The sequence below is a fragment of the Candidatus Zixiibacteriota bacterium genome, from assembly GCA_040752815.1.
Lineage (GTDB): Bacteria > Zixibacteria > MSB-5A5 > GN15 > FEB-12 > JAGGTI01.
The window spans coordinates 1-19650 of record JBFMGC010000031.1; the positions used below are offsets into that span (position 1 = coordinate 1).

17 protein-coding genes and 3 tRNA genes are annotated in these 19650 nt (G+C 57.1%); 5 read left to right on the top strand and 15 right to left on the bottom strand.

What is annotated here, in order from left to right; all coding sequences use genetic code 11:
* Positions 1-112: 112 nt before the first annotated feature.
* From AB1772_08635 to AB1772_08645, 3 genes are all read right to left on the bottom strand, one after another.
* Complete coding sequence (locus AB1772_08635; protein MEW5796417.1) at positions 113-826, bottom strand: hypothetical protein; 714 nt, start codon at positions 824-826, stop codon at positions 113-115.
* Positions 823-1779 carry a hypothetical protein gene (locus tag AB1772_08640; protein MEW5796418.1) on the bottom strand — a complete coding sequence of 319 codons (957 nt, stop codon included), beginning with the start codon at positions 1777-1779 and terminating at the stop codon, positions 823-825. The genes AB1772_08635 and AB1772_08640 overlap by 4 nt, the downstream gene beginning before the upstream one ends.
* Positions 1780-2191: 412 nt before the next feature.
* Positions 2192-2602, bottom strand: a complete 411-nt coding sequence (locus AB1772_08645) for a DUF6265 family protein (GenBank protein MEW5796419.1) — start codon at positions 2600-2602, stop codon at positions 2192-2194.
* Between the two features lie 20 nt (positions 2603-2622).
* On the opposite strand from AB1772_08645, the gene AB1772_08650 reads away from it, so the two are divergent.
* Positions 2623-3740 (top strand): IS3 family transposase gene (locus AB1772_08650; protein MEW5796420.1). Its coding sequence is split into 2 segments (ribosomal slippage): positions 2623-2875 and positions 2875-3740, totalling 1119 coding nucleotides; the frame shifts between segments, so codons are not numbered across the junction.
* 183 nt (positions 3741-3923) lie between these two features.
* Here the strand turns inward: AB1772_08650 and AB1772_08655 are convergent.
* The 10 genes from AB1772_08655 to AB1772_08700 all read right to left on the bottom strand — a co-directional run bounded on the left by AB1772_08655 (position 3924) and on the right by AB1772_08700 (position 13374).
* Positions 3924-4118 carry a hypothetical protein gene (locus AB1772_08655; protein ID MEW5796421.1) on the bottom strand — a complete coding sequence of 65 codons (195 nt, stop codon included), beginning with the start codon at positions 4116-4118 and terminating at the stop codon, positions 3924-3926.
* 303 nt (positions 4119-4421) lie between these two features.
* On the bottom strand, positions 4422-5867 hold the full coding sequence (locus tag AB1772_08660) for an ATP-binding protein (GenBank protein MEW5796422.1): 1446 nt from the start codon (positions 5865-5867) through the stop codon (positions 4422-4424).
* 192 nt (positions 5868-6059) lie between these two features.
* Positions 6060-6132 (bottom strand) — tRNA-Lys (locus AB1772_08665).
* Positions 6133-6160: 28 nt separating this feature from the next.
* Positions 6161-6232, bottom strand: a tRNA-Lys gene (locus AB1772_08670).
* An 80-nt stretch (positions 6233-6312) separates the two neighbouring features.
* Positions 6313-6969 (bottom strand): FKBP-type peptidyl-prolyl cis-trans isomerase, encoded by a 657-nt coding sequence (locus tag AB1772_08675; protein MEW5796423.1) that lies wholly within the window; start codon positions 6967-6969, stop codon positions 6313-6315.
* 9 nt (positions 6970-6978) lie between these two features.
* A complete protein-coding gene (locus AB1772_08680; protein MEW5796424.1) occupies positions 6979-7482 on the bottom strand; it encodes an FKBP-type peptidyl-prolyl cis-trans isomerase in 504 nt (167 codons plus the stop codon).
* A gap of 55 nt (positions 7483-7537) precedes the next feature.
* A complete protein-coding gene (locus AB1772_08685) occupies positions 7538-8812 on the bottom strand; it encodes an adenylosuccinate synthase (GenBank protein MEW5796425.1) in 1275 nt (424 codons plus the stop codon).
* Positions 8805-9476, bottom strand: a complete 672-nt coding sequence (yihA, locus tag AB1772_08690) for a ribosome biogenesis GTP-binding protein YihA/YsxC (protein ID MEW5796426.1) — start codon at positions 9474-9476, stop codon at positions 8805-8807. Before yihA ends, AB1772_08685 begins: the two co-directional genes overlap by 8 nt.
* Positions 9477-9481: 5 nt before the next feature.
* Positions 9482-11881, bottom strand: a complete 2400-nt coding sequence (gene lon / locus AB1772_08695; GenBank protein ID MEW5796427.1) for an endopeptidase La — start codon at positions 11879-11881, stop codon at positions 9482-9484.
* A gap of 299 nt (positions 11882-12180) precedes the next feature.
* A complete protein-coding gene (locus AB1772_08700; GenBank protein ID MEW5796428.1) occupies positions 12181-13374 on the bottom strand; it encodes a porin in 1194 nt (397 codons plus the stop codon).
* Between the two features lie 292 nt (positions 13375-13666).
* Between AB1772_08700 and AB1772_08705 the strand changes: the two genes are divergently transcribed.
* Positions 13667-16195 carry a DUF1565 domain-containing protein gene (locus AB1772_08705; GenBank protein MEW5796429.1) on the top strand — a complete coding sequence of 843 codons (2529 nt, stop codon included), beginning with the start codon at positions 13667-13669 and terminating at the stop codon, positions 16193-16195.
* Positions 16196-16297: 102 nt separating this feature from the next.
* On the opposite strand, the gene AB1772_08710 is transcribed toward AB1772_08705, so the two are convergent.
* Both AB1772_08710 and AB1772_08715 read right to left on the bottom strand, forming a co-directional pair.
* The gene (locus AB1772_08710) at positions 16298-16858 is read right to left on the bottom strand and encodes a manganese efflux pump MntP family protein (GenBank protein MEW5796430.1); all 561 of its coding nucleotides are present in this window, start codon (positions 16856-16858) and stop codon (positions 16298-16300) included.
* Positions 16859-16909: 51 nt separating this feature from the next.
* Positions 16910-16981, bottom strand: a tRNA-Glu gene (locus AB1772_08715).
* Positions 16982-17438: 457 nt separating this feature from the next.
* Between AB1772_08715 and AB1772_08720 the strand changes: the two genes are divergently transcribed.
* From AB1772_08720 to AB1772_08730, 3 genes are all read left to right on the top strand, one after another.
* On the top strand, positions 17439-17852 hold the full coding sequence (locus tag AB1772_08720; protein ID MEW5796431.1) for a hypothetical protein: 414 nt from the start codon (positions 17439-17441) through the stop codon (positions 17850-17852).
* A 264-nt stretch (positions 17853-18116) separates the two neighbouring features.
* Complete coding sequence (locus AB1772_08725; protein ID MEW5796432.1) at positions 18117-18350, top strand: hypothetical protein; 234 nt, start codon at positions 18117-18119, stop codon at positions 18348-18350.
* Positions 18351-18416: 66 nt separating this feature from the next.
* Complete coding sequence (locus AB1772_08730; GenBank protein ID MEW5796433.1) at positions 18417-19316, top strand: glycosyltransferase family 39 protein; 900 nt, start codon at positions 18417-18419, stop codon at positions 19314-19316.
* Positions 19317-19650 lie beyond the last annotated feature (334 nt).

Genomic DNA, 19650 nt, shown 5'->3' on the forward strand with positions numbered 1-19650 from the left:
CCCGGGGCGTTTCGGTCCCCCCCCGGCTTGCTGGTGGCCCGCCTAGGCCACAATAAAGAGCGGCAGGGTTGGGAACTCTGCCGCTCAAGGACGTGCCATTCGCTTCCGGCGGCTACTCCACGGGAGTCGCGGACAGACAGATATCGATCGAGTGGCCGAACGACGGCGGCTTGCTGGTAGTGATATGTATGGTCGTGTTAGGCACCAGGGTCACGTCAAGGACCAACTCCAGAGTCTCCGAAAGCCTCCAGGAGTAATCCTCGCCGTTGATATCGACAGTCAGCGTGTGAGCCGGGCGATCGCGCTCCGGCAGGGCGGCAAACTCCAGACGGTAAAGCCCCGCACTGTTGCGGAACAGCCAGACTATCTCCTGCTGCGCCGAGGACAGGCGGTCACAGAGCATCGGCGGGTCCCCCGGCTCGATCACGATCACCGTGTCTACCAGCGTATCCACCAGAGTGTCCACCAGCGTGTCGAAGAGGGTATCACCCGGATTGATGATGATCACGGTGTCTATCACGGTGTCGACGAGGGTGTCAAACAAAGTGTCGCCTGGATCGACTATGATTATCGTGTCAATCACCGTGTCGATAAGAGTGTCGCCGGGAAGGGTGTCGGTTAGTATGACCGTATCGACGATGATCAGGGTATCGCCTTCTACGATAATGAACGTCGTATCATACCGATAAATCGTGTCTATGTGCCCCGGCCCGGGTGACGGCGACGGCGAGATGTCGCTGGAATCCAGCGGCTGCGAGCAGTTGGACATGATCTGGAAGGAGAAGATCAGCAATCCGATTACGAACAGGAAGGCAGCTCTGTTCATTTTCCGCCTCCAAGGCAATAGTGAACCAATATGGAAATGAGGAACTGACCGTTTTTCGACTCGGAGAAGTTGGATTCGGCAACCCGGTGTTTCGAGGGATTATATAGCGCGGTTACCGATGCAAACTCAAACGGGGTGGCGCGCAGGCCCAACAGAGGACCCTCAGACATGCTCACGTAATCGTAGTAGCGTTGCGAGATTTCCTCGATCCGAATCCAGCCGCCGACCACGCCCACCGGCAGGTTGTCGACAGGACGATACACCGCCAGACCGGCCGCCAGGCGCCGCCAGGTATCAAGCTCGACATTCATGAAGCGGTAGCTGTTGTCCCACATCGTGTGCCCGAACATACCTTCCACGTACAGGACCCGTTTCCAGGTGATCGCGCCGGCCACAATCGGCACCGCGCCAAACGGCGTGGTGGACAGCCCGGCCCCGGCCTGCAGGCCAAAGCTCTCTATGAAGCTCGCCGGCACTTCCCGAACTTCAGTGAAGTGCTTTTCTACCGGCGGACGGTTCTCCAGCGCTGCCACGCGGGCGCTCAAATCATTCGTTTCGGGGATGAGCCGAACGCTGGCGAAACGGTACTCGTCCCCGACTTCGTACGTTTCCTGAGACTCGATTGTGATTTGTGTCGAATCGACGCCGAAATCGTACACGAGCACATTGCGCAGAAGGTGGGCGCGACCGAGCGCCAGGCCGGGGTTCTTGGCGTCGTGATGCTCGTCGAATTCAACACCGTCGGCGCTGCCGGTGATTATCGCTCGCGCGCCGGGATGCAGACGCAGGGAGTCGGCGATCGCCTGCAGAGCTTGATGGTAGGGATGGAGGAAATCCGGTTCGATGCTTCCGCCGACTCCGAGCGGGAATCCGGAAACCACCACTTCCTGTGCCGAGCCACCGCCGACAAGCAGTGTCAGCCAACCTGCGATCAGTAGTGCTATTTTTATCATTTGTCAACCTGCGGTTGCCGTTTGTGGGAACGGTCCGCAAGACTGCTTGAGTGAATTGGGTGGGTACTGGCCCGCCGACAATGATCTCGGCTGTTCAACGATTCAACAAACTAAGTTGCTGTCGTCGTTTGTCAGTCACGAATTCTGTGGTCGGCTCACTTCGGGCCTGCAGTATCTTGCGTTTTTCGTTCCAAGTGAACGGCAAACTTCTTTTTTGTCCGGCGCGTTACCGGCGTAAGTGTCGGTTGGAGCCCGGGATCGACTATTTCCGGAGGGTATTAGAGCAAGAATCGTTCCGGGCCGGGGATTTTGCCCGAGTTAGGTCGGAGAGTTGGCCCGCAGAATCGCTGTCGTGCGATTTTTCTTTTCAAAAGCAAGATAGCGAGCACGCCACATTTGGAATGATAGTCGTTTACCGCTTATGGCAGATTATGACTTCCTGGGTCGGCTCGGAATCGGTGTGCGTGAACGTGACCGTGATCCGCAGAGAATCCTCCGCGAACCGCTCGTATGTAATTCCGCCGAATTCTACTTTGCGATAGGCGGCTGCCCGGAACGGAAAGGAGAAAACCTCGCCTTTCTCCTCCCAGCCGGTCAGATCAGCGTTGAAATGCTTGAGGCGCAACTGAGGTCCAGTCGAATCAGGAACGATGGTCATCAATTCGTAGAATTGCACCGCGTCATTGACCGCCAGCTTGAACGTGCCGACCATGGTTCCCCCCGACACAGGCGCCCAGATTTCCTCGCACACGCCGCCGAACGCTTCGCCCTCCGGTAAGCTCCCCCATAAGGTAGACTGTTTTGAGATAGAGCTTTTTGGCATATTGAAGCCAGGAGGTATCTATGAAGCGGTCGCAGTACAGCGAGAGCCAGATTGTCGGGATCTTAAAAGAAGCGGACAGCGGCGTCACGGTGAAGGAGATCTGCCGGAAATTCGGGATCAGCGATGCCACATACTACAAGTGGAAATCGAAATACGGCGGACTGGAAGTGTCGGACGTTCGGCGGATGCGGGAGCTGGAGGCGGAGAACGCCAAGCTGAAGCGGATGTATGCGGACATCTGTCTTGAAAATCAGGGGCTGAAGGATCTGTTGTCAAAAAAGCTCTGAGGCCATCAGAGCGTCGGGAAGCGGTGGCGTATCTGGTGGCCGAACACGAGGTGTCGATTGGTCGGTCGTGTGCCGCAGTCGGGATGTCCCGAGCGGCCTGGTACAAGCCACCGCAAGACCGTTTGGAGCGGGACAAGGAAGTGATCGAGGCGTTGACACGGGTCACCGACGAAAACCGTCGCTGGGGATTCTGGCTGAGTTATGACCGGTTACGCTTTGAAGGCTACGGCTGGAATCACAAGCGGGTGTATCGGGTGTACTGCGAACTGGGGCTGAAGCATCGGCGGCGGACCAAGAAGCGCCTGCCGGCTCGGGACCGCCAGCCGTTGGATACGCCGTCGGTACCCAATGCGGTCTGGGCGCTGGACTTCATGAGCGACGCGCTCTATGTGGGACGTCGCTTCCGGACATTGAATGTGCTGGATGAAGGAGTACGAGAAGCATTGACGATTGAGATCGATACCTCGCTACCCGGTGAACGGGTCATCCGAGTCTTGGAGCGGCTGTCGACCTGGCGGGGGCTGCCACAGGCGATTCGTTGTGACAACGGCCCGGAACTGACCTCCCAGGTCTTTGTGGACTGGTGCCAGCGCATGAATATTGCTATCCGATACATCCAACCGGGCAAACCTAACCAGAATGCCTTCATCGAACGATTCAATCGAACCTATCGCGAGGAGGTGCTGAACAGCTACTTGTTTGAGGATTTGGATCAAGTGCGGGAGATCACGTACGACTGGCTGATCACCTACAACGAGCAACGTCCCCATGACGCCCTGGGTGGCCTGCCGCCAACGGTCTTCCGTGAACAACAAACCGCCAAAAACTCTACTTATGAATTGTCTACTTGACAGGGAAGCTTACGGAATCAGTTGGCCAGCGTCAATATATCGCTTTCGGACAAACTGAGACATACGTGGAATCGCAAGTGAAGGAGGGTTCGTGGTAGGAAGAAAAGTAGGTAGCACGAAACAGGCCAGAAAGGGCCAGGCCGGAATCGCTGCCTACTATGGGAGACACTCAAATAGGGCCGGCTAACCTATAGTACAGCTCATATCAACGCCGCAGCACATGGGGGATTTAATCTTGCCGTGGCCGTTTGGGCACTCGGAAATTTGCACCTGCCGACCGTCATCCAGTTTCAGAACGCCGTTGACAAGGGGGGCGTTGCACTTGGCACAGGTGGCGTTGACCGCCATACCGCATGTCCTGCATTCATAAGTAGCCATTTGAACTCCTTCGTGCGCACTCGCTCCCAGCGTGACTTGTGGGAGGCCACATAGTTCAGGTCCAATACTCTCTGGAGTCAAACCGGGATAAGTCCCCGCAGGTTCCGGAGGGGTCGATTATGGACATTAAGAAGTTCCGTAGATCAGGACCCTTGCGGTCCTGACACCTATGCGTCAGGAGGACGAACCTCCTGGCCTACAAGTGGCGGCAGGTCACATAGGACCAACAAAAAATCGCCATCAGGGACTCGAACCCCGAACCCGGGTGGTTCCGAGCGGCAGTTCACCGGACTATAATCTTACCTAGTAAGCTTTGTCTTTCAGTAACCTTCCTTTTAGGATGTTTCTGCCAAGTATGAAGCAGTAGAAGCTTGCCGGCTTAAACTCTAACTTGACATTGTCAAGTGTTTTTGAACCGCTGCGGCTCACTGTGGTTACAGCCGCTCGTTTAAGGTTGTGTTGGTGACAGAATGCTACGAGGTTTCCTAACTCAGAGGGCTTGTCCAAGAAGCGATCTGACCACTTAACCTCCACAGCCCATAGTGGGTCCTGTGTTTCTCGGTTGAGACTCACTATGTCCACCTCCCCCTTGTTCCAGCGCGCGTAGTATAACGGAGCCGTTGGTGAGTGGAACCACTGCGAGAAGATTGCAGTCTCCACCAAAGAACCCATGAATTTGTCGTCAGACGTGATAGGCGTAAACAACGCCGTCCTAATTGAGGGGTTCGTCAAGTACACTTTAAAGAAGTTCTTCCTTCTGAATCTCTTGGCGCTTTTGTCGACCCTGTGAACGACTCTTATCAGAAACGCCGCCTCTAGGTACTCGATGTACTTCTTGATCGTGTTTTTCGCCACACCGGAGTTTTTCGAAAGCTCGTTCAACGATATCTCATTTGCAGTATTGAAAGCTAGAGTGGTGAATAGGGAATTCAACTCCTGAATGTCTTGAACCCCGTAGAGGCTTGGCAGGTCCCGAAGAAGCACTTTGTCGATGATGTCGCTCTTGATGAATCGGCTCGGGTCTTTTTGTATTTCCTTAGACAAAATCACTTCGGGATAACCACCATAGTTGATGTAGTCGACGAAGAGGCCGTTTAGCCTTTGCACATCCCGATCGGCGAGCTTGTCCATCTTGTTCCCCTGCAGTCGTGAAACAAGTTGATCCTCGCTCAGGAGAAGCAGAAATTCGTAAAAGGTTAACGGTGGCAACAAGAAATCCGTAAACCTACCGGCGCCAGATTCGGTGCTTTTCAAGCGAAGAGCCGCAGCTGCAGAACCAGATGCTAAGAATCGAATGTTCGGATGAGTGTCTACAAGGATCTTTAGGTAGCGTTCCCAGTCTTTCATATACTGAATCTCGTCCAGGAACACAAAGCACTCTTCATTGTGGGTGTCAACCCCAGCAGTCTGAGAGTAGATTTCCAGAAGTTCGTCCACGCTGAGTTCGTTGTAGAGCGGATGATCCACGGAAATGTAGCAGATTCGCGCTGGACCAATGGAGGTTCTTAGCAGCCATTGTATGGCGTGGTGGATCATGACCGTCTTACCTACTCTACGTGGCCCCAGCAAGACCACCGCTCGATTCACAGTGCTTTCGGTCAAGAGCGGGTACATCAGATCCAAGTAGGGACGCGGAGTCATGGTCGCCATAACGTCTGGGATTCCTGTCGCCTTCTCCCACCACGGGTTCTCGCTTCTGAGACGCATTGCAACCTGTTGACTTGAAATCCTTTGCATGTCTAACCTCACTTACGATCACCGTTCTGATCTTATTTGATCTATCGACATATAAGATCAGCATCTTAATCTTAAATAATAAGCGGTTAACGGTGGGGAGTCAAGAGCAAGCTTCGAAAAGGGGGTGGTGCCATCTCACGAGCTCTACTGTCTGGTGACAGAGAAGAGTATGACAACCCATTGAGCGATCCCCCAACAAAAAAATACGCCATCAGGGACTCGAACCCCGGACCCGCTGATTAAGAGTCAGCTGCTCTACCAACTGAGCTAATGGCGCATTTTAGGCATGACCCCAGCGATAGATTTGAGGGTGGATGGGATCGAACCATCGGCCCGCTGCTTAAAAGGCAGCTGCTCTACCACTGAGCTACACCCCCGTCAATCTATCCCTGATACGGGCCAAATTTTCAGGGGCATATATATTATTCACGGGTCGACCGATGTCAACCCATTTTCGCTAATCGGTCCCTTTGATGGGGCCGATCGGCTGACCCAGGCTATCCAGCCCCATGGCCGCCAGGCTGTCCGCCTGAATCCGATGGAGACTGTCCTGGACCCGACGCATCCACTCCAGCCGAGCGGCGGTGGAGTCCTGGAACCGGGTTACTTCCGTCTCCGGAATCTCCTTAATCTTGATGACCTCATAGATCATGTTCTGGCCAAACCAGGGATGCCCTTCGGGGAAACCCAGCTTGCCCGGCACGAACACGCGACGGCTGCCGCCGAATCTCATGCCGACTATGCCGTCGCTGAGTCCCGGAAGCGGGTGTACACCGACTTTTGCCTTATAGGCCATCCCGGGGCGTCCCACCGAGGTCCCCACCCCGGACAGCTTGTCGAGTCCGCTCCCGCCAGCCATCCAGCAGTTGTAATCGAATTCGACAAACATCCCATCCGCGATCTCCCGGCCGTCGCCGACTGCCATTTCCTGAAAGCGCACGCCCGACGGCTTCAGCTGAATGGCGGCCGTGTCGCCGGCGCCGGCCATTTCCACCGGCTGTATCTGAGTCACACCCTGCCCCTGATCCTGGGTCGACGGTTCAGTCTTGTCGGAGCTGCACCCGAGCGCCAGCAGGCTAACCAGGGTGAAAGTCGCGGTCGCGAGACGTAACATCGTGGCTCCTTACTTTACCGCCTTGATAAAGTCGATCTCGAAAATCAGGTTGGTTTTCGCGGGGATCGGACCGCCGCCGGCCTCGCCGTAGCCGAGCGCCCATGGGATATAAAGCCGTCTCGTCCCGCCTTCCTTCATGCCGACCATCCCGTCCGACCAGCCCTGAATCAGGTTCTGGCCCAGGGTACAGGTGAACGAGCGGTTGGCGTCTTTGGAGCTCTGAAACCGCTGGACTTTCTGAAGCCCGGTGCTGTCCGAAAACCAGAGAGTGTAATGGCATTCCACCCGCGTGCCGAGAGCGGCTTCCGCTCCCGTGCCCACTACCAGATCCTGATAGCGTACACCCGACGTTTTTGATAGAATCTCCGGCTCCACCGGCTGCACTTTTTCCATAGCTGTCTCCGTTTTCGGTTGGGCCGTCGCCGTGTCTTTCTCGGCTTCGCCCGACTCTGATTTACATCCGACCGCGGTCACCAGCGCCAGCGAAAACGCCAGGGCAATAGTTTTGGTCATCTTATGTGCTCCTCTCATGTAAGAAACTGATTGTATGTTCTGAACTGTTTCTTGGTCACACCATAATAGTCTGTTCGCGTTTGGCGCCGGTCGAAACCACGCAAATCTCGGCGCCGAGATCGTCGGCCACGAATCTCAGGTAACTTCTCGCATTGGGCGGCAACTGCTCAAACGACGTCATACCGGTGGTGTCGGCTTTCCAGCCGGGCAATGTTTTATAAACTGGTTTTACGTGCGCAAGTTCGGCAAGATCCAGCGGCACCTGATCAATTGTCTCACCGTCGAGTTGATAATGCGTGCAGATTTTGATTTCGTCAAGCTCGTCGAGTACATCCAGCTTGGTGACTGCAATCGAAGTTACGCCGTTGATGCGGGCCGCATGTCGCAGCGCCACCAAATCGAGCCATCCGCAGCGACGGGGCCGTCCGGTAGTCGCGCCGTACTCATCGCCGAGTGTGCGTAATTGCTCGCCAATTGTGTCTACGAGTTCCGTTGGAAACGGCCCCGCTCCCACACGCGTGGTGTACGCCTTGACCACGCCGACTACCTCGTCGATCAGGCGCGGCCCGATCCCGAGTCCGGTCAGCACACCGCCGACAGTAGTGTTGGACGAAGTCGCGAACGGATATGTCCCCAGATCGACATCGAGCATCGACCCCTGCGCCCCCTCGAACAGAATCGTCTTGCCCTGGCGGTGCGCCTGCAGCAGGTGGAAAGACACATCGACCATCATCGGCTTCACCAGTTTGGCGAACTGAAGCAAACGCTCATAAGTACGGTCGAGATCAGCCCGCTCATCGTCGGAGCCTTCGAGATACCGGGCTTTGATGACGCGCTGATAATCAAGACGCCGGCGCAGCCGCTCCGGGGCGAACAAATCGACCACTCGGATGCCCTGGCGCGCCACCTTGTCGACATAGGCCGGCCCGATACCGCGCATGGTCGTCCCGATAGAACCGGTGCCGCGGGTGCGCTCGTCGACGGCATCAATCAGTTTATGGTACGGCAGCACGAGATTGGTTGCCGGGGAAATGAAGAGGCGGCTGCGGCAATCAATACCTTTGCCCTCGAGAAAATTGAGCTCTTCCTCAAACCCGAACGGATCGAGCACCACTCCGTTGCCGATATAGCATAGCTTACCGGGCTGGAGGATTCCCGACGGTATGAGGTGCAGGACGTACTTGCAATCGCCAACTACGATAGTATGGCCGGCGTTGGCGCCGCCCTGAAAGCGGGCGATAATGTCGGCCTCGGAGGCCAGCAGATCGACAATCTTCCCCTTGCCTTCGTCGCCCCACTGGCAACCCAACACTACTCTGTTCTTACCCATTCTGTTTAACCCTTGTATGCTGCCGATAATCCTCGACTAACCGGCGCACCGACCCCAGCAGTTCATCCTTGCCGGTGCCGGTGACGGCCGAAAACGCTATGGCTTCGGCGCCCAGTTCCTGCTCGATCTGCCGCACCTTGCGCGCCTGCTTGTCACGACTCAGTTTGTCCGATTTGGTTACCGCTATCATAACCGGCAACTGCCGTTCGCTCAGCCGCTCGACAAGCTGCATGTCCTGCTCGTTGGGATCGCGACGGGCATCTAACAGCAGGACCATGCCGATCAGGTCGTCGGCCGACGTTAGATACTCTTCAATGAGCGCGCCCCACTGCTCGCGAAGCGTCCGGCTGACCTTGGCGTAGCCGTAGCCGGGGAGGTCCACCAGGTAGAATCTGTTATCGACCTTGAAGAAGTTCAGTGACCGCGTCCGCCCCGGGGTAGACGACACCTTGGCCAGTTTTCTCTGGCCGAGAATCTGGTTCAAGAGCGATGATTTCCCCACGTTGGAACGTCCAGCCACCGCCACCTGGGGGAGGCCATCACGGGGGAGCTGATCAAGCGCAAAATAAGAACCAACAAACGTTGCTTCCGGTTTCTTAAAAACGATTGGTGAACTCTCCAAAATCGCCGGTACGCGCCAAGGGACGGCTTTGGCCCCGCGCATCCGGCTTAATTAACACGAGCCGACGGCCTTCGGCTGACCGTCGCCCGCGGCCGCACAGCCGGTACTTCGAGCAGCGCCTCTTTCAAAACTTCTTCGATCGACCGCACGTAGTGCAAGTCCAATCCGGTTAACAGTTCTTTCGGCAGTTCGACTATGTCTTTTCGATTGCGAGCCGGCAGCAGCACTTTGACAATCCCGTGCCGCTTGGCCGCCAGCAGCTTCTCGTTCAGCCCGCCAATCGGCAGCACGTCGCCGCTCAAGGTTATCTCACCGGTCATGGCGAGATCGGTTCGTGACGGTGTCCCCGTCAGCGCGGACAGGATCGCCACCGCGAGCGCAATACCGGCAGAGGGTCCGTCCTTGGGCACGGCGCCCTCCGGAATATGAATGTGCAGCTCGAGCTTGTCAAAAAACCCGGCGTCCAGTCCGAATTGGGTGGCGCGATTACGAATGTATGAAAGAGCGGCCGTTGCCGATTCCTGCATCACCTCGCCGAGCGAGCCGGTCAGCGTGAGCTTGGCCTTGCCGCGCATCGGCACTACTTCGACCGGCATAACCTCGCCGCCGGATTCGGTCCAGGCGAGAGCGATTGAGTAGCCGACAGTCGGCTGAGTTTTGAGATTGGTGTCGATATACTTGCGCTGGCCTAGCGTCTTATGCACGCGCGCGACGTTGATATGCAGCGCATACCGCTTCTTGCCGCCGGCGATACCCAGCGCCACTTTGCGCAGCAGCGCGCCCAGTTGCCGTTCCAGCTCCCGCACGCCCGCTTCGCGGGTATAGTAGCGGATGATCTCGTAGAGCGCCTCATCGTCGGTTTTGATCCTCATCTTCTCAAGCCCGGTCTCTTTAATGAGCTTGGGCAACAGGTAATCACGAGCGATGGCGGCCTTTTCGAAATCGAGATACCCGGGAAGGCGGATAATCTCCATTCGATCGCGCAGCGGCTCCGGTATGCCTGCAGTTGAATTGGCAGTGGTGACAAACAATACGTCGGACAGATCGTACTCAACCTCGAGGTAGTTGTCCCAGAAGGTGTTGTTCTGCTCCGGATCGAGGACTTCAAGCAGCGCCGCCGCCGGATCACCGCGGAAATCCTTGCCGATCTTGTCTACTTCGTCCAGCAGAAACACCGGGTTGGTCGAGGCAGCTTTCTTGAGCGACTGGATGATTCGTCCGGGCAGCGCGCCGATATAGGTTCTGCGGTGACCGCGTATCTCGGCCTCGTCGTGTATGCCGCCCAGGGACATCCGCACGAACTTCCGCGACATGGCGCGGGCGATCGAACGCCCCACCGACGTTTTTCCCACTCCCGGCGGTCCTACCAGGCAGAGAATGGGACCCTTCACTTTCGATGCCAGGCGAATCACCGCGAGATGTTCAAGGATACGCTGCTTCGGCTTCTCCAATCCGTAGTGGTCGCCGTCGAGAATAGACTTCACTTCATTGAAATCGGTCCGGTCCGGCGTGCGGGTTTTCCAGGGCAGGGCCAAAAGCCACTCGACATAGGAGCGCACTACGCCCGCCTCCGCCGAGTACGGGTGCATCTTGGCCAGCTTGCGGATTTCTTCTTCGGCCTTGGCTACTACCGCTTCGGGGTACTCCGAGGAATCGAGCCGGCTATAGAGATCGTCGACATCAGCCCCCGCGTCTTCACCCTGGCCCAATTCGTCCTTGATCGCCTTGAGTTGCTGCTGCAGGTAGACTTCCCGCTGGCTGCGCGACATCGATTCACGAATGTTGCCGTCGATCCTGTGCTCGATCTTGAGAATCTCCAGCTCCTCGCGCAATACCTCCGACAGGAACACAAATTGATCTTTGACCGATACCGTCTCGAGCAGCTTCTGCTTGATTTCGATCTTGTGCAGCAAATGGGCGGCGATGGTGTCGGCCTGAAGATCATAGGAATCGATCGACGCTACCGCCACGAGCACCTCATCGGGTATGCGCCGGTTGAGCCGCACATACTCGGTAAACTGCTCGGACACCGCGCGCGAGAGCGCCTCGGTTTCGCGATCGTACTTCTCCTTATCGCGGCGGAGCACATCCACCTGACCGGTGATTATCTCGCCCTCAGTGGTAAGTGATCGCACCCGGGCGCGGATCATTCCCTCCACCAACACCTTAAGGGTACCGTTGGGCATTTTCATGACCTGCAGAATTCGCGCCACCACTCCGATTCCGAACAGGTCCTCCTGGGTGGGGGTGTCGGTCGCGGCGGAACGCTGCGCCACCAACAGTACCTGCTTGTCCTGCACCATCGCCTCCTGAAGCGCTTTGACCGTAAAGCTTCGGCCAACCAGGAGCGGGTATATCATATGCGGAAAGACGACCACGTCCCTAAGCGGAATCACAGCCAGTCGGGGGCGGATATCGATCGTTTCGACGTTGTAAGTTACTTTCACGCTGTATCTCCGGCGCGTTATCTGGCGCCCAAACCCTAAAGTATAACCCTCCCGACCCCGGCCACAAAGAACTTTTTCCGTGGGTGAGTTTACGGCGATTTGCCTCACAATTGATGTCACCGAAAGGAGATACGATCATGAGTCTAGTTGGTCGAAACGAGCCCGCTTCGGGCCGTTTCGACATCGCCCGATAGCCCTCAAGGCCGTCCTTTCCCTCATTGCGATGCTTCTCCGAGAGCCCACCCGCAAGCGAGTGGCCCACCGGCCTTGCGATGATGTGCCTCTCGACAACGCCGTCCTCAAATCACCAACTGAAATTGCGTCTGCACGAACAGATCGGTCCGATCATCGAGATACCGCTGCCAGTCGACTGTCACCTGCAGCTTCAGGCGGTGATCCACAAGGTATCGGTTCACGCCGAGCGACAGTTCGCTGTGGTCCTGGATAGCGAATGGGGTTTCGTTGACCAGCCCCTGCGTCTCGCCGATGTCGCGAATAAGATCGTTACGAAGATGAACCACGGCAAAACGGGATGACACCTCCCAGCGCGAATCGATCCGATAAGTCAGCCTGGCCAGCAGCCCAATCATCGCCGTCTTGACCTCGGCCCTCTCTCCGACTCGCGAACCACCCGCATAGCCGACCAGTCCCAGTGACCACCCCTCATACTTGGCGAGCAGTTCCGGCGCGATACGCCAGCTGAAGTCGGTGTAGCGCCCGGCCTCGAGATCCCACGCGCCGTTGATGCCGACACTGTATCGCAGCGGGCCGCGCTCCGAGTCGGTATCGGAGCTGACATCGATACCACCATGATTGTACGCCAGGCGAACAAACAGCTCAGGATTGAATTCGGTCTTGACCGTCTCGCCAGTCAGATCAGATGGATTGGATAGATCGATATCATACACCTTGGCGATCCCGATCCCGTGCGAGGCTCTCGCGTCCTTGCCCGAGAAGACACCGAAGGCGTATTCGTATTCTGGCGGGCTGTCGAATCCGTTGTGGAGCGAAAATCCGAGTTGCCGCTCCGCCCCAAAGTACGGACTGACAATCGGCCAGTCGACAAAAGTCAGGCGCAGCCGTGACTGGTTGCGATATCGCGTGAACGGCGTTTTGAACTGGCCGAAACGGAACTGCACATGGCGGCTTGCCTTCCAGTCGAAATACATATCGAGCAGCTCAAGCGCGCCCGGCAGAGTGTTTATCTGGAGCAGGAAGCCGAGATTGTGTTTCGGGAAATTCCCTCTGAGCACCGGCCGCACGGTGCGAAAGTAACCGAGTAGTTTTTCGGTGCGCGCGGCAGTCCCCCCTTGATCCCTGCTCTCGAAATCGAGCCGCATTTGAGCTGAAAAGCCGATCCGCACACTGTTGCTGTCGCTGTCATAGACACGAAACGGCCCGAAGGCTGCTGGTTGCGTTCCGGTCTGGGCGTTGAGCGTGCCCGCCATCAGGCAGAGCGAACCGAGGAGTAGAGTTATTCGGGAGAAGCGCATTGGTCACCAACAGAGAAGAGGAGTCCAACTTGTCGTGGTTCAAAGTAGTTTTGTCGACAGCGAAGAACAAGGGAGAGTTGGCTATGGTGATAATCAAACCATTATGGGTCGTATCAGTCCGCCGACTCGAGTGCCAATAACGATAGGCTGTTCAGAATTGTCGTTGACTAATTAGCCCTCATTTTTTATTTTTATGGCGCTTAGCCGTGCGCCTACGCCGTGCGGTCCGCTTCACTCCTCATCTAAGATCTGTCCCCCCGGCGCGGGTATCTTTCGAACAAAGGAGTTGCGTATGCGGATAGCAATCTTGATGGCCGCTGCTGCGGTCATGGTTGGGTCGTGCCCTGCCCTGGCGGTGATGGGACAGGTTGTTTCAGACCACCCGGATGATATCTACTGGGATAACAGCATTGCCACCTCCGGAGGTGGAGTTGATGGCCCGGTTTGGGCACTTGCCGTTTACTACGGAAAACTTATTACGGCCGGCAACTTCACCACGGCTGGTGGGATGACGGTCAATCATATCGCCGCCTGGGATGGTACCTCATGGTCGGCGTTGGGATCAGGCATGAACGACGCTGTTAATGCGCTGACCGTATACAACAATGAACTAATAGCTTGCGGAGACTTCACTACCGCCGATGGCAATAGTGTCAATCACATAGCCGCCTGGAATGGAAACTCATGGTCACCTCTCGGTGCGGGTCTGTCCGGTGCTGCCCCAGCGCTAACGGTGTACAACGGGAATTTAATAGCGGGCAATAACATGTGGCTATACGGAACAGATATTGCTTCTTGGGATGGCACAGGATGGTCCATCGTGTACCACGAGCCCGGGTACTTAGGCTGGTGGTCTACGGTATGCGGACTTACAGTCTACCAAGGACATTTGGTGGCGAGTTTTGTCATCTTCCAGGGCAGCTACTTCGCGGGTAGAGCTGGAATATGGGATGGCAGCACCTGGTCGATACTTCCGGGAGGTGGCGGCCCAGTGATAGAATACGACAACAAGTTGATTCTCTCCACGTACTTCAATGACTTTATGGGCTATTCCGCTATGGGACTTTTCGCTTGGGATGGGAGCGATTCGACATCCATACTTGACGAAGCTTTCAGTCAAGGAATCGGCTGTCTCGAGGTCTACGAAAATCATTTGATAGCCGGAGGGAGCCTTGCTGATACCAGCCTGTATGACATCGCCGCTTGGGATGGCAGTACATGGACTTCTTTGGGTTCCGGCGTGGGTTCCGGTGTGTTCGCTTCGCCCATGGCTATGACAGTTTACGACGGCAAGCTTGTCGTTGGAGGCAACTTCACTACCGCAGGAGGCAAGACCTCTCCGTATATAGCCCTCTGGACCAAGCAGATGGCTCGTCGTGCCTGGCACGTGGCGATCGACGGCAGCGATGAGACGGGCGACGGCTCGGAACAGTATCCCTTTGCCACCATTCAGCACGGCATAGACGCCGCGGCGGCCGGGGATACGGTATTGGTGGCAGCAGGTACTTACAGCGGAGACGGGAATCAGGAAATCAGCTTCAGAGGGAAAGACATCGTCCTGGCGTCCAAGGAAGGCGCTGAGACGACGGTAGTGAGATGTGAGCTCGATACCAATGAGTGCGTGCCTTACCTTTGGATGAGGTACTGCCCAGCGGTCCGTGCCTTCGTGTTCTCAAATGGAGAGACAAATAGTGCCGTGCTCGACGGATTCACGATCACGGGAGCTGTACACGACAGACCTCCGGGATGGCCCATCACCTACTCCGGCGGGGGGGCCATCATCTGCTCGGGCGGGAGCCCCACGATCAGGAACTGCATAATCACGGGGAATGAGGGAACAAACGGAGGTGCGATTTTTTGCGACGCCTCCTCTCCACGAATTGAACACAATCAGATAGTGGGGAATATCGTGGCTAGTCATTGCTTTGGGGGGGTGATGGGTGGCGGCATCAGTTGTCGGAATTCGAATGCTATTATCACGGATAATACTATCTTCGGCAACCATGCGCCCTCGGGTGGAGCCATTGGTGTCTCGGGCGGCAGCCCGACAATCATCCGAAACTTGATGATTAACAACTCCGCCACCTGGGGCGCCGCTATAAGATGTTTCCGTGGCTCACCGTTCACAGAGGCAAACACACTAGCTAACAATTACGCCGAGCCGCTCTACGATTGCCCGCTCGGCAGTTCTGTTCTCTCGGGAACTGGTACTTGGCACACTAATTCTACGGGGCACGAATCCGTAGTCTACGTTGGGGAAGCGGATATGGTGTTGGAGAGATGTCTGATCGCTTCGAATATCGGGGTCGCCATGTATTGTGACAGCATGGCAAGTGCTACCATTCGGAGATGCGATATAGCAGGTAACACTGAAGGTGACTGGACGGGATGTATTGCTGATCAGATAGCAATCAACGGTAATATGTCAGCCGACCCCATGTTCTGCGACACCGCCACCGGCGACTACCACCTCTCCGCCTACTCCCCCTGTGCGCCGGCGAACAACTACTGGGATGGCACCATAATTGGCGCGCTTGAACCCGCCTGCGATAACATGGTCTGCGGCGACGCCGACATGGACGGCCAGGTGACCGCGGCCGATGTGCACTTACTCCTGGAGTACTATTTCTTTCAGGCGTCGCCTGATCTGTATGTTCCCGTCGGTGCGGTAGACATGGACTGCAATGATCGCATCAGCCTGAATGACCTGGTCATGCTGGCGGGATACGTAAACGGCTTCGGCCCGACACCCTGCTGTGTGCCACCGCCGAAGCGACCCGACCTACCGAGACGTGACAGGGACGACGGATTTGGAGAGTGACGTGCTGATCTGCTGGGTGAAGATGTGCCTGTAGGGTACGAGGCCGAATGATCTTGCCACGAACGGCGTACCGCAAAACCACTCTGCCATTCGAGCCTGAGGTCACACGGTGTGCTCGAGGACGATCTTGAGCCCGATCAGGATCAGTATAATCCCTCCTATTAGCTCCATCCGTTTGCCGAACTTGATCCCTAATCGGCGGCCTGAAACCATGCCGACTCCGGTCATGGCAGCGGCCACCAGGCCGATAATTGCGCTCGGTGTCCAGATCTCGACCTGAAGGAACGCCATGCTCAGGCCGACCGTGAGCGCGTCGATACTGGTCGCCAGCGACAAGGCCACCAGGCTCCTCTTGCGAGTGGGATCGGCCCGGGTGACGCGCTGGTGTTCGGAGGAGAACGACTCGCGTATCATCCTGATTCCGATAACCGCCAGCAGCACGAACGCAAGCCAGTGGTCGAAATTGCGGATGTAGTGCTCCACCTGTGAGCCGCAGTACCAGCCGATCACCGGCATCATGAACTGAAACAGACCGAAATGGAAAGTGAGGCGGAAGAACGGGCGGAAAGTCAGACTCTGACGCTGCGAGCCGATCACCAACGCGACCGCGAAAGCGTCCATCCCCAGGCCGACAGCGATTACCAGTGTAGTGAGCCAGGACATGTCGCGCGCGGAACTACCGGTCCAGAAGCAGGCGGGCCAGTCAGAATAAAATGACCCCGACGGGAGTCGAACCCGTGTTACCGCCGTGAAAGGGCGAGGTCCTAACCACTAGACGACGGGGTCCTTACGGCAAACGGCAATTATACCGGTTTTGTGCCGGCAGTCAACAACCTTGATCGGCCCGTAAGTAGTTTGCGGAGTCCTCGTTGACGGTAAAAGGTGATGTCTGCACTTCACCCATTTGCAGGCCGCATCGCCCGTCACGGCGATTCAACAGCGGCGTCGCGAAGCCTAGGTACCTGAGAGAATCGCCTAACTCTTTCTGGCCGTGGAGATTCCAGTGCCGAAAAATTGTCTCTTGACATACTCGCCTGTGCCCCATTAAAATACCGCCGCAGTATGGCCCATACTCCCTTCGGCTCGCCGGGGTCCGCTTAGGGAAGCTGGACGACTGTCCCACGCCTCGCAAGGACGCGACCCGGCTTGTTTTATCTGCGCCTCAAAGTTGATTTATCAGCCTTACGAAACGACTATACCTCCGCACTCGTGTGAAATCCGGTATCGAGAGGAGTAAACAGGCGTGGCAACTATCCCCACGACGATCAACTGGCGCGCCCTAGCTGGGGTCGCCCTCGTGACCGGCCTTGCGGTCTATAACCTGCCGGGTGTGGTCACGTGGCCGGCGCTCCGTTTTCCTGGCCGAATCAAACCTGACGACATCACCACGTACACCGCCCGGTTCGACGCGCTCCGAGATACCCTCCAGTTTCATCGGGTAGCAGGATACCGCGACGACGGTCAGCACGGCGGCGGCTGGTTTCTCGCCCAGTACGAGCTCGCGCCCACAGTGCTCGTTCAGGGGGCAGAGCAGCCGTTGGTGGTCGGTAACTTCCACTCCGACGATTCCCCGGAACTTCACTGGGTCCGTGAGAATTTGAGACTCATTTGTGACTACGGCAAAGGCGTGAGTCTGTACAGCGGAGTGAGCCGGTGACTTTGTCAGCGCTCCTGATCGCGGCAGGTATACTGCTGCCGTCGCTGGTCGCCTGGCTTCTGCTCACTCGCTATTGGCCGGGTTCAGTAGCGGACACTTCCAATCGCCTTCTCCGGGTTGCGCTCGCCGCTCCTTTGGGATTGTGGTACAGCTCGATCCGCTTCTTCATCTGGTCGCTCCTCTTCACCCCCGAGAGTCGGAGGGCGGCGCTGGTCCACGCCCTCATGATGATTGTCGCTGCGATCTTCTTGTTTGCGACAAAGCATGTGCACGGGAAAACAGACGCTTCACCATCGGCCGCCGCCTCGCTGTCGCCCGACCTCCCCACGCCCGCGCTCGCCGGAGCGGATACTGGCCTTGTGGGGCGGTGTTGCTGCGGCCGGTCTGGCCGTATGCGGGTTTGTCTCCTTTGCGCTGCGCCACCCGCACGGGCTGTGGGACGCCTGGGCGATCTGGAACCTTCGCGCCCGCTTTCTCTACCGGTTGGCATCGTATTAGGCCGACAGCTTTTCACCTGAGCTGTTCTGGTCCAGCCCCGATTATCCGCTCGGACTGCCGGGTTCAGTGGCGTTGCTCTGGAAGCACGCAGGCGGTGAGACAGTTCTGGTCCCGATTTTCATCGCGGCCTTGTTCTTCCTAGCGACCGGTGCTGTGCTGTACGCCGGTCTGAGAGTGTTATCCGGGCAGGTTGCGGCGGCACTCGGACTGATCGCTCTGGCGGGTACACCGTTTTTCGTGCGACATAGCGCCGCGCAGTACGCCGATGTCCCGGTCGGGTTCTTCTTCCTGACAACCGTGATACTCCTGGCTGTATACGATTGCGATCCCGGCAAACGTCGCGGCTGGCTGGTCCTGTCAGGCATGGCGGTGTCGCTGGCCGTCTGGACCAAGAACGAGGGACTACTCTTTCTCGTTGCTCTGGCAACTGCGCGTCTGCTGCCGGCGGCGGTTGGTCGCGAGTGGCGGCAGTTGGGCCGCGATATGCTCGCACTGGCGCTTGGCGCCGCACCGGCCCTGCTCGCGCTGGTTGTGTTCAAGATCGCGTTTGCTCCGCCCGACGGTCTCCTGGCGCTCCAGGGTTGGGGCGCGATAGTCGAAAAGCTCGGTGACTGGTCGCGCTATCAGGAAGTAGCGGCGGCATTTGTCAAAGAGGTGAGCTCTTTCGGCGGCGGTATGAGTGTGGTGATTATACTGACGTTCGCCCTGGCCGGGGCTGACTGGCGGCGATTCAAACAACGCTACTGGCTGAGCGGGATGATGGTATTATTGGTAATGGTAATCGGTTTTTTCTTCGTTTACATCATCACACCGCAAAGATTGACCTGGTACATGGGCGTTTCATTGAATCGGATTCTACCGCAGCTCTGGCCGATGACCGTATTTCTTGTTCTCGTAAATCTCCGACCGACAGGGATCGGTGGCCCACCCGCGTCCGGTGGCCCACCCGCTTGCGGGTGGGATTGAGATGCCCCTCGCGCGGCACACCATCGGTGCCCCAGGGCTTGCCCTGGGATGAATCTGGTGGTCATCGCCGAAGAGCGTGCTCCCCTCCGCCGGCAGATGAGGACATCTGCCTGGCAAGTTCACACACCGTTGCCTGGTGGCCCACCGCTTGCGGTGGGATGGAGAGATCCCTCGGACGTCACACCCTCGGTGGCCCACCATTTATGGTGGGATTGAGGTGCCCTTGTAACTGATCGGCAGGCCTCCGCGCCTGCCGTCGATTGCCAAGGGGGGGATGTAACCCCGCCGATCAGAAGAGAGCGAGATTCGTTTCGCATACAAACAACCCCGGTGC

Coding starts and splice junctions, on each gene's coding strand:
- AB1772_08655 (MEW5796421.1), bottom strand. CDS start 4,118: ATGGCTACTTATGAATGCAGGACATGCGGTATGGCGGTCAACGCCACC.
- AB1772_08680 (MEW5796424.1), bottom strand. CDS start 7,482: ATGACCAAAACTATTGCCCTGGCGTTTTCGCTGGCGCTGGTGACCGCG.
- AB1772_08725 (MEW5796432.1), top strand. CDS start 18,117: ATGTGCACGGGAAAACAGACGCTTCACCATCGGCCGCCGCCTCGCTGT.
- AB1772_08685 (MEW5796425.1), bottom strand. CDS start 8,812: ATGGGTAAGAACAGAGTAGTGTTGGGTTGCCAGTGGGGCGACGAAGGC.
- AB1772_08635 (MEW5796417.1), bottom strand. CDS start 826: ATGAACAGAGCTGCCTTCCTGTTCGTAATCGGATTGCTGATCTTCTCC.
- AB1772_08710 (MEW5796430.1), bottom strand. CDS start 16,858: ATGTCCTGGCTCACTACACTGGTAATCGCTGTCGGCCTGGGGATGGAC.
- AB1772_08700 (MEW5796428.1), bottom strand. CDS start 13,374: ATGCGCTTCTCCCGAATAACTCTACTCCTCGGTTCGCTCTGCCTGATG.
- AB1772_08675 (MEW5796423.1), bottom strand. CDS start 6,969: ATGTTACGTCTCGCGACCGCGACTTTCACCCTGGTTAGCCTGCTGGCG.
- AB1772_08705 (MEW5796429.1), top strand. CDS start 13,667: ATGCGGATAGCAATCTTGATGGCCGCTGCTGCGGTCATGGTTGGGTCG.
- AB1772_08645 (MEW5796419.1), bottom strand. CDS start 2,602: ATGCCAAAAAGCTCTATCTCAAAACAGTCTACCTTATGGGGGAGCTTA.
- yihA (MEW5796426.1), bottom strand. CDS start 9,476: ATGCGCGGGGCCAAAGCCGTCCCTTGGCGCGTACCGGCGATTTTGGAG.
- AB1772_08640 (MEW5796418.1), bottom strand. CDS start 1,779: ATGATAAAAATAGCACTACTGATCGCAGGTTGGCTGACACTGCTTGTC.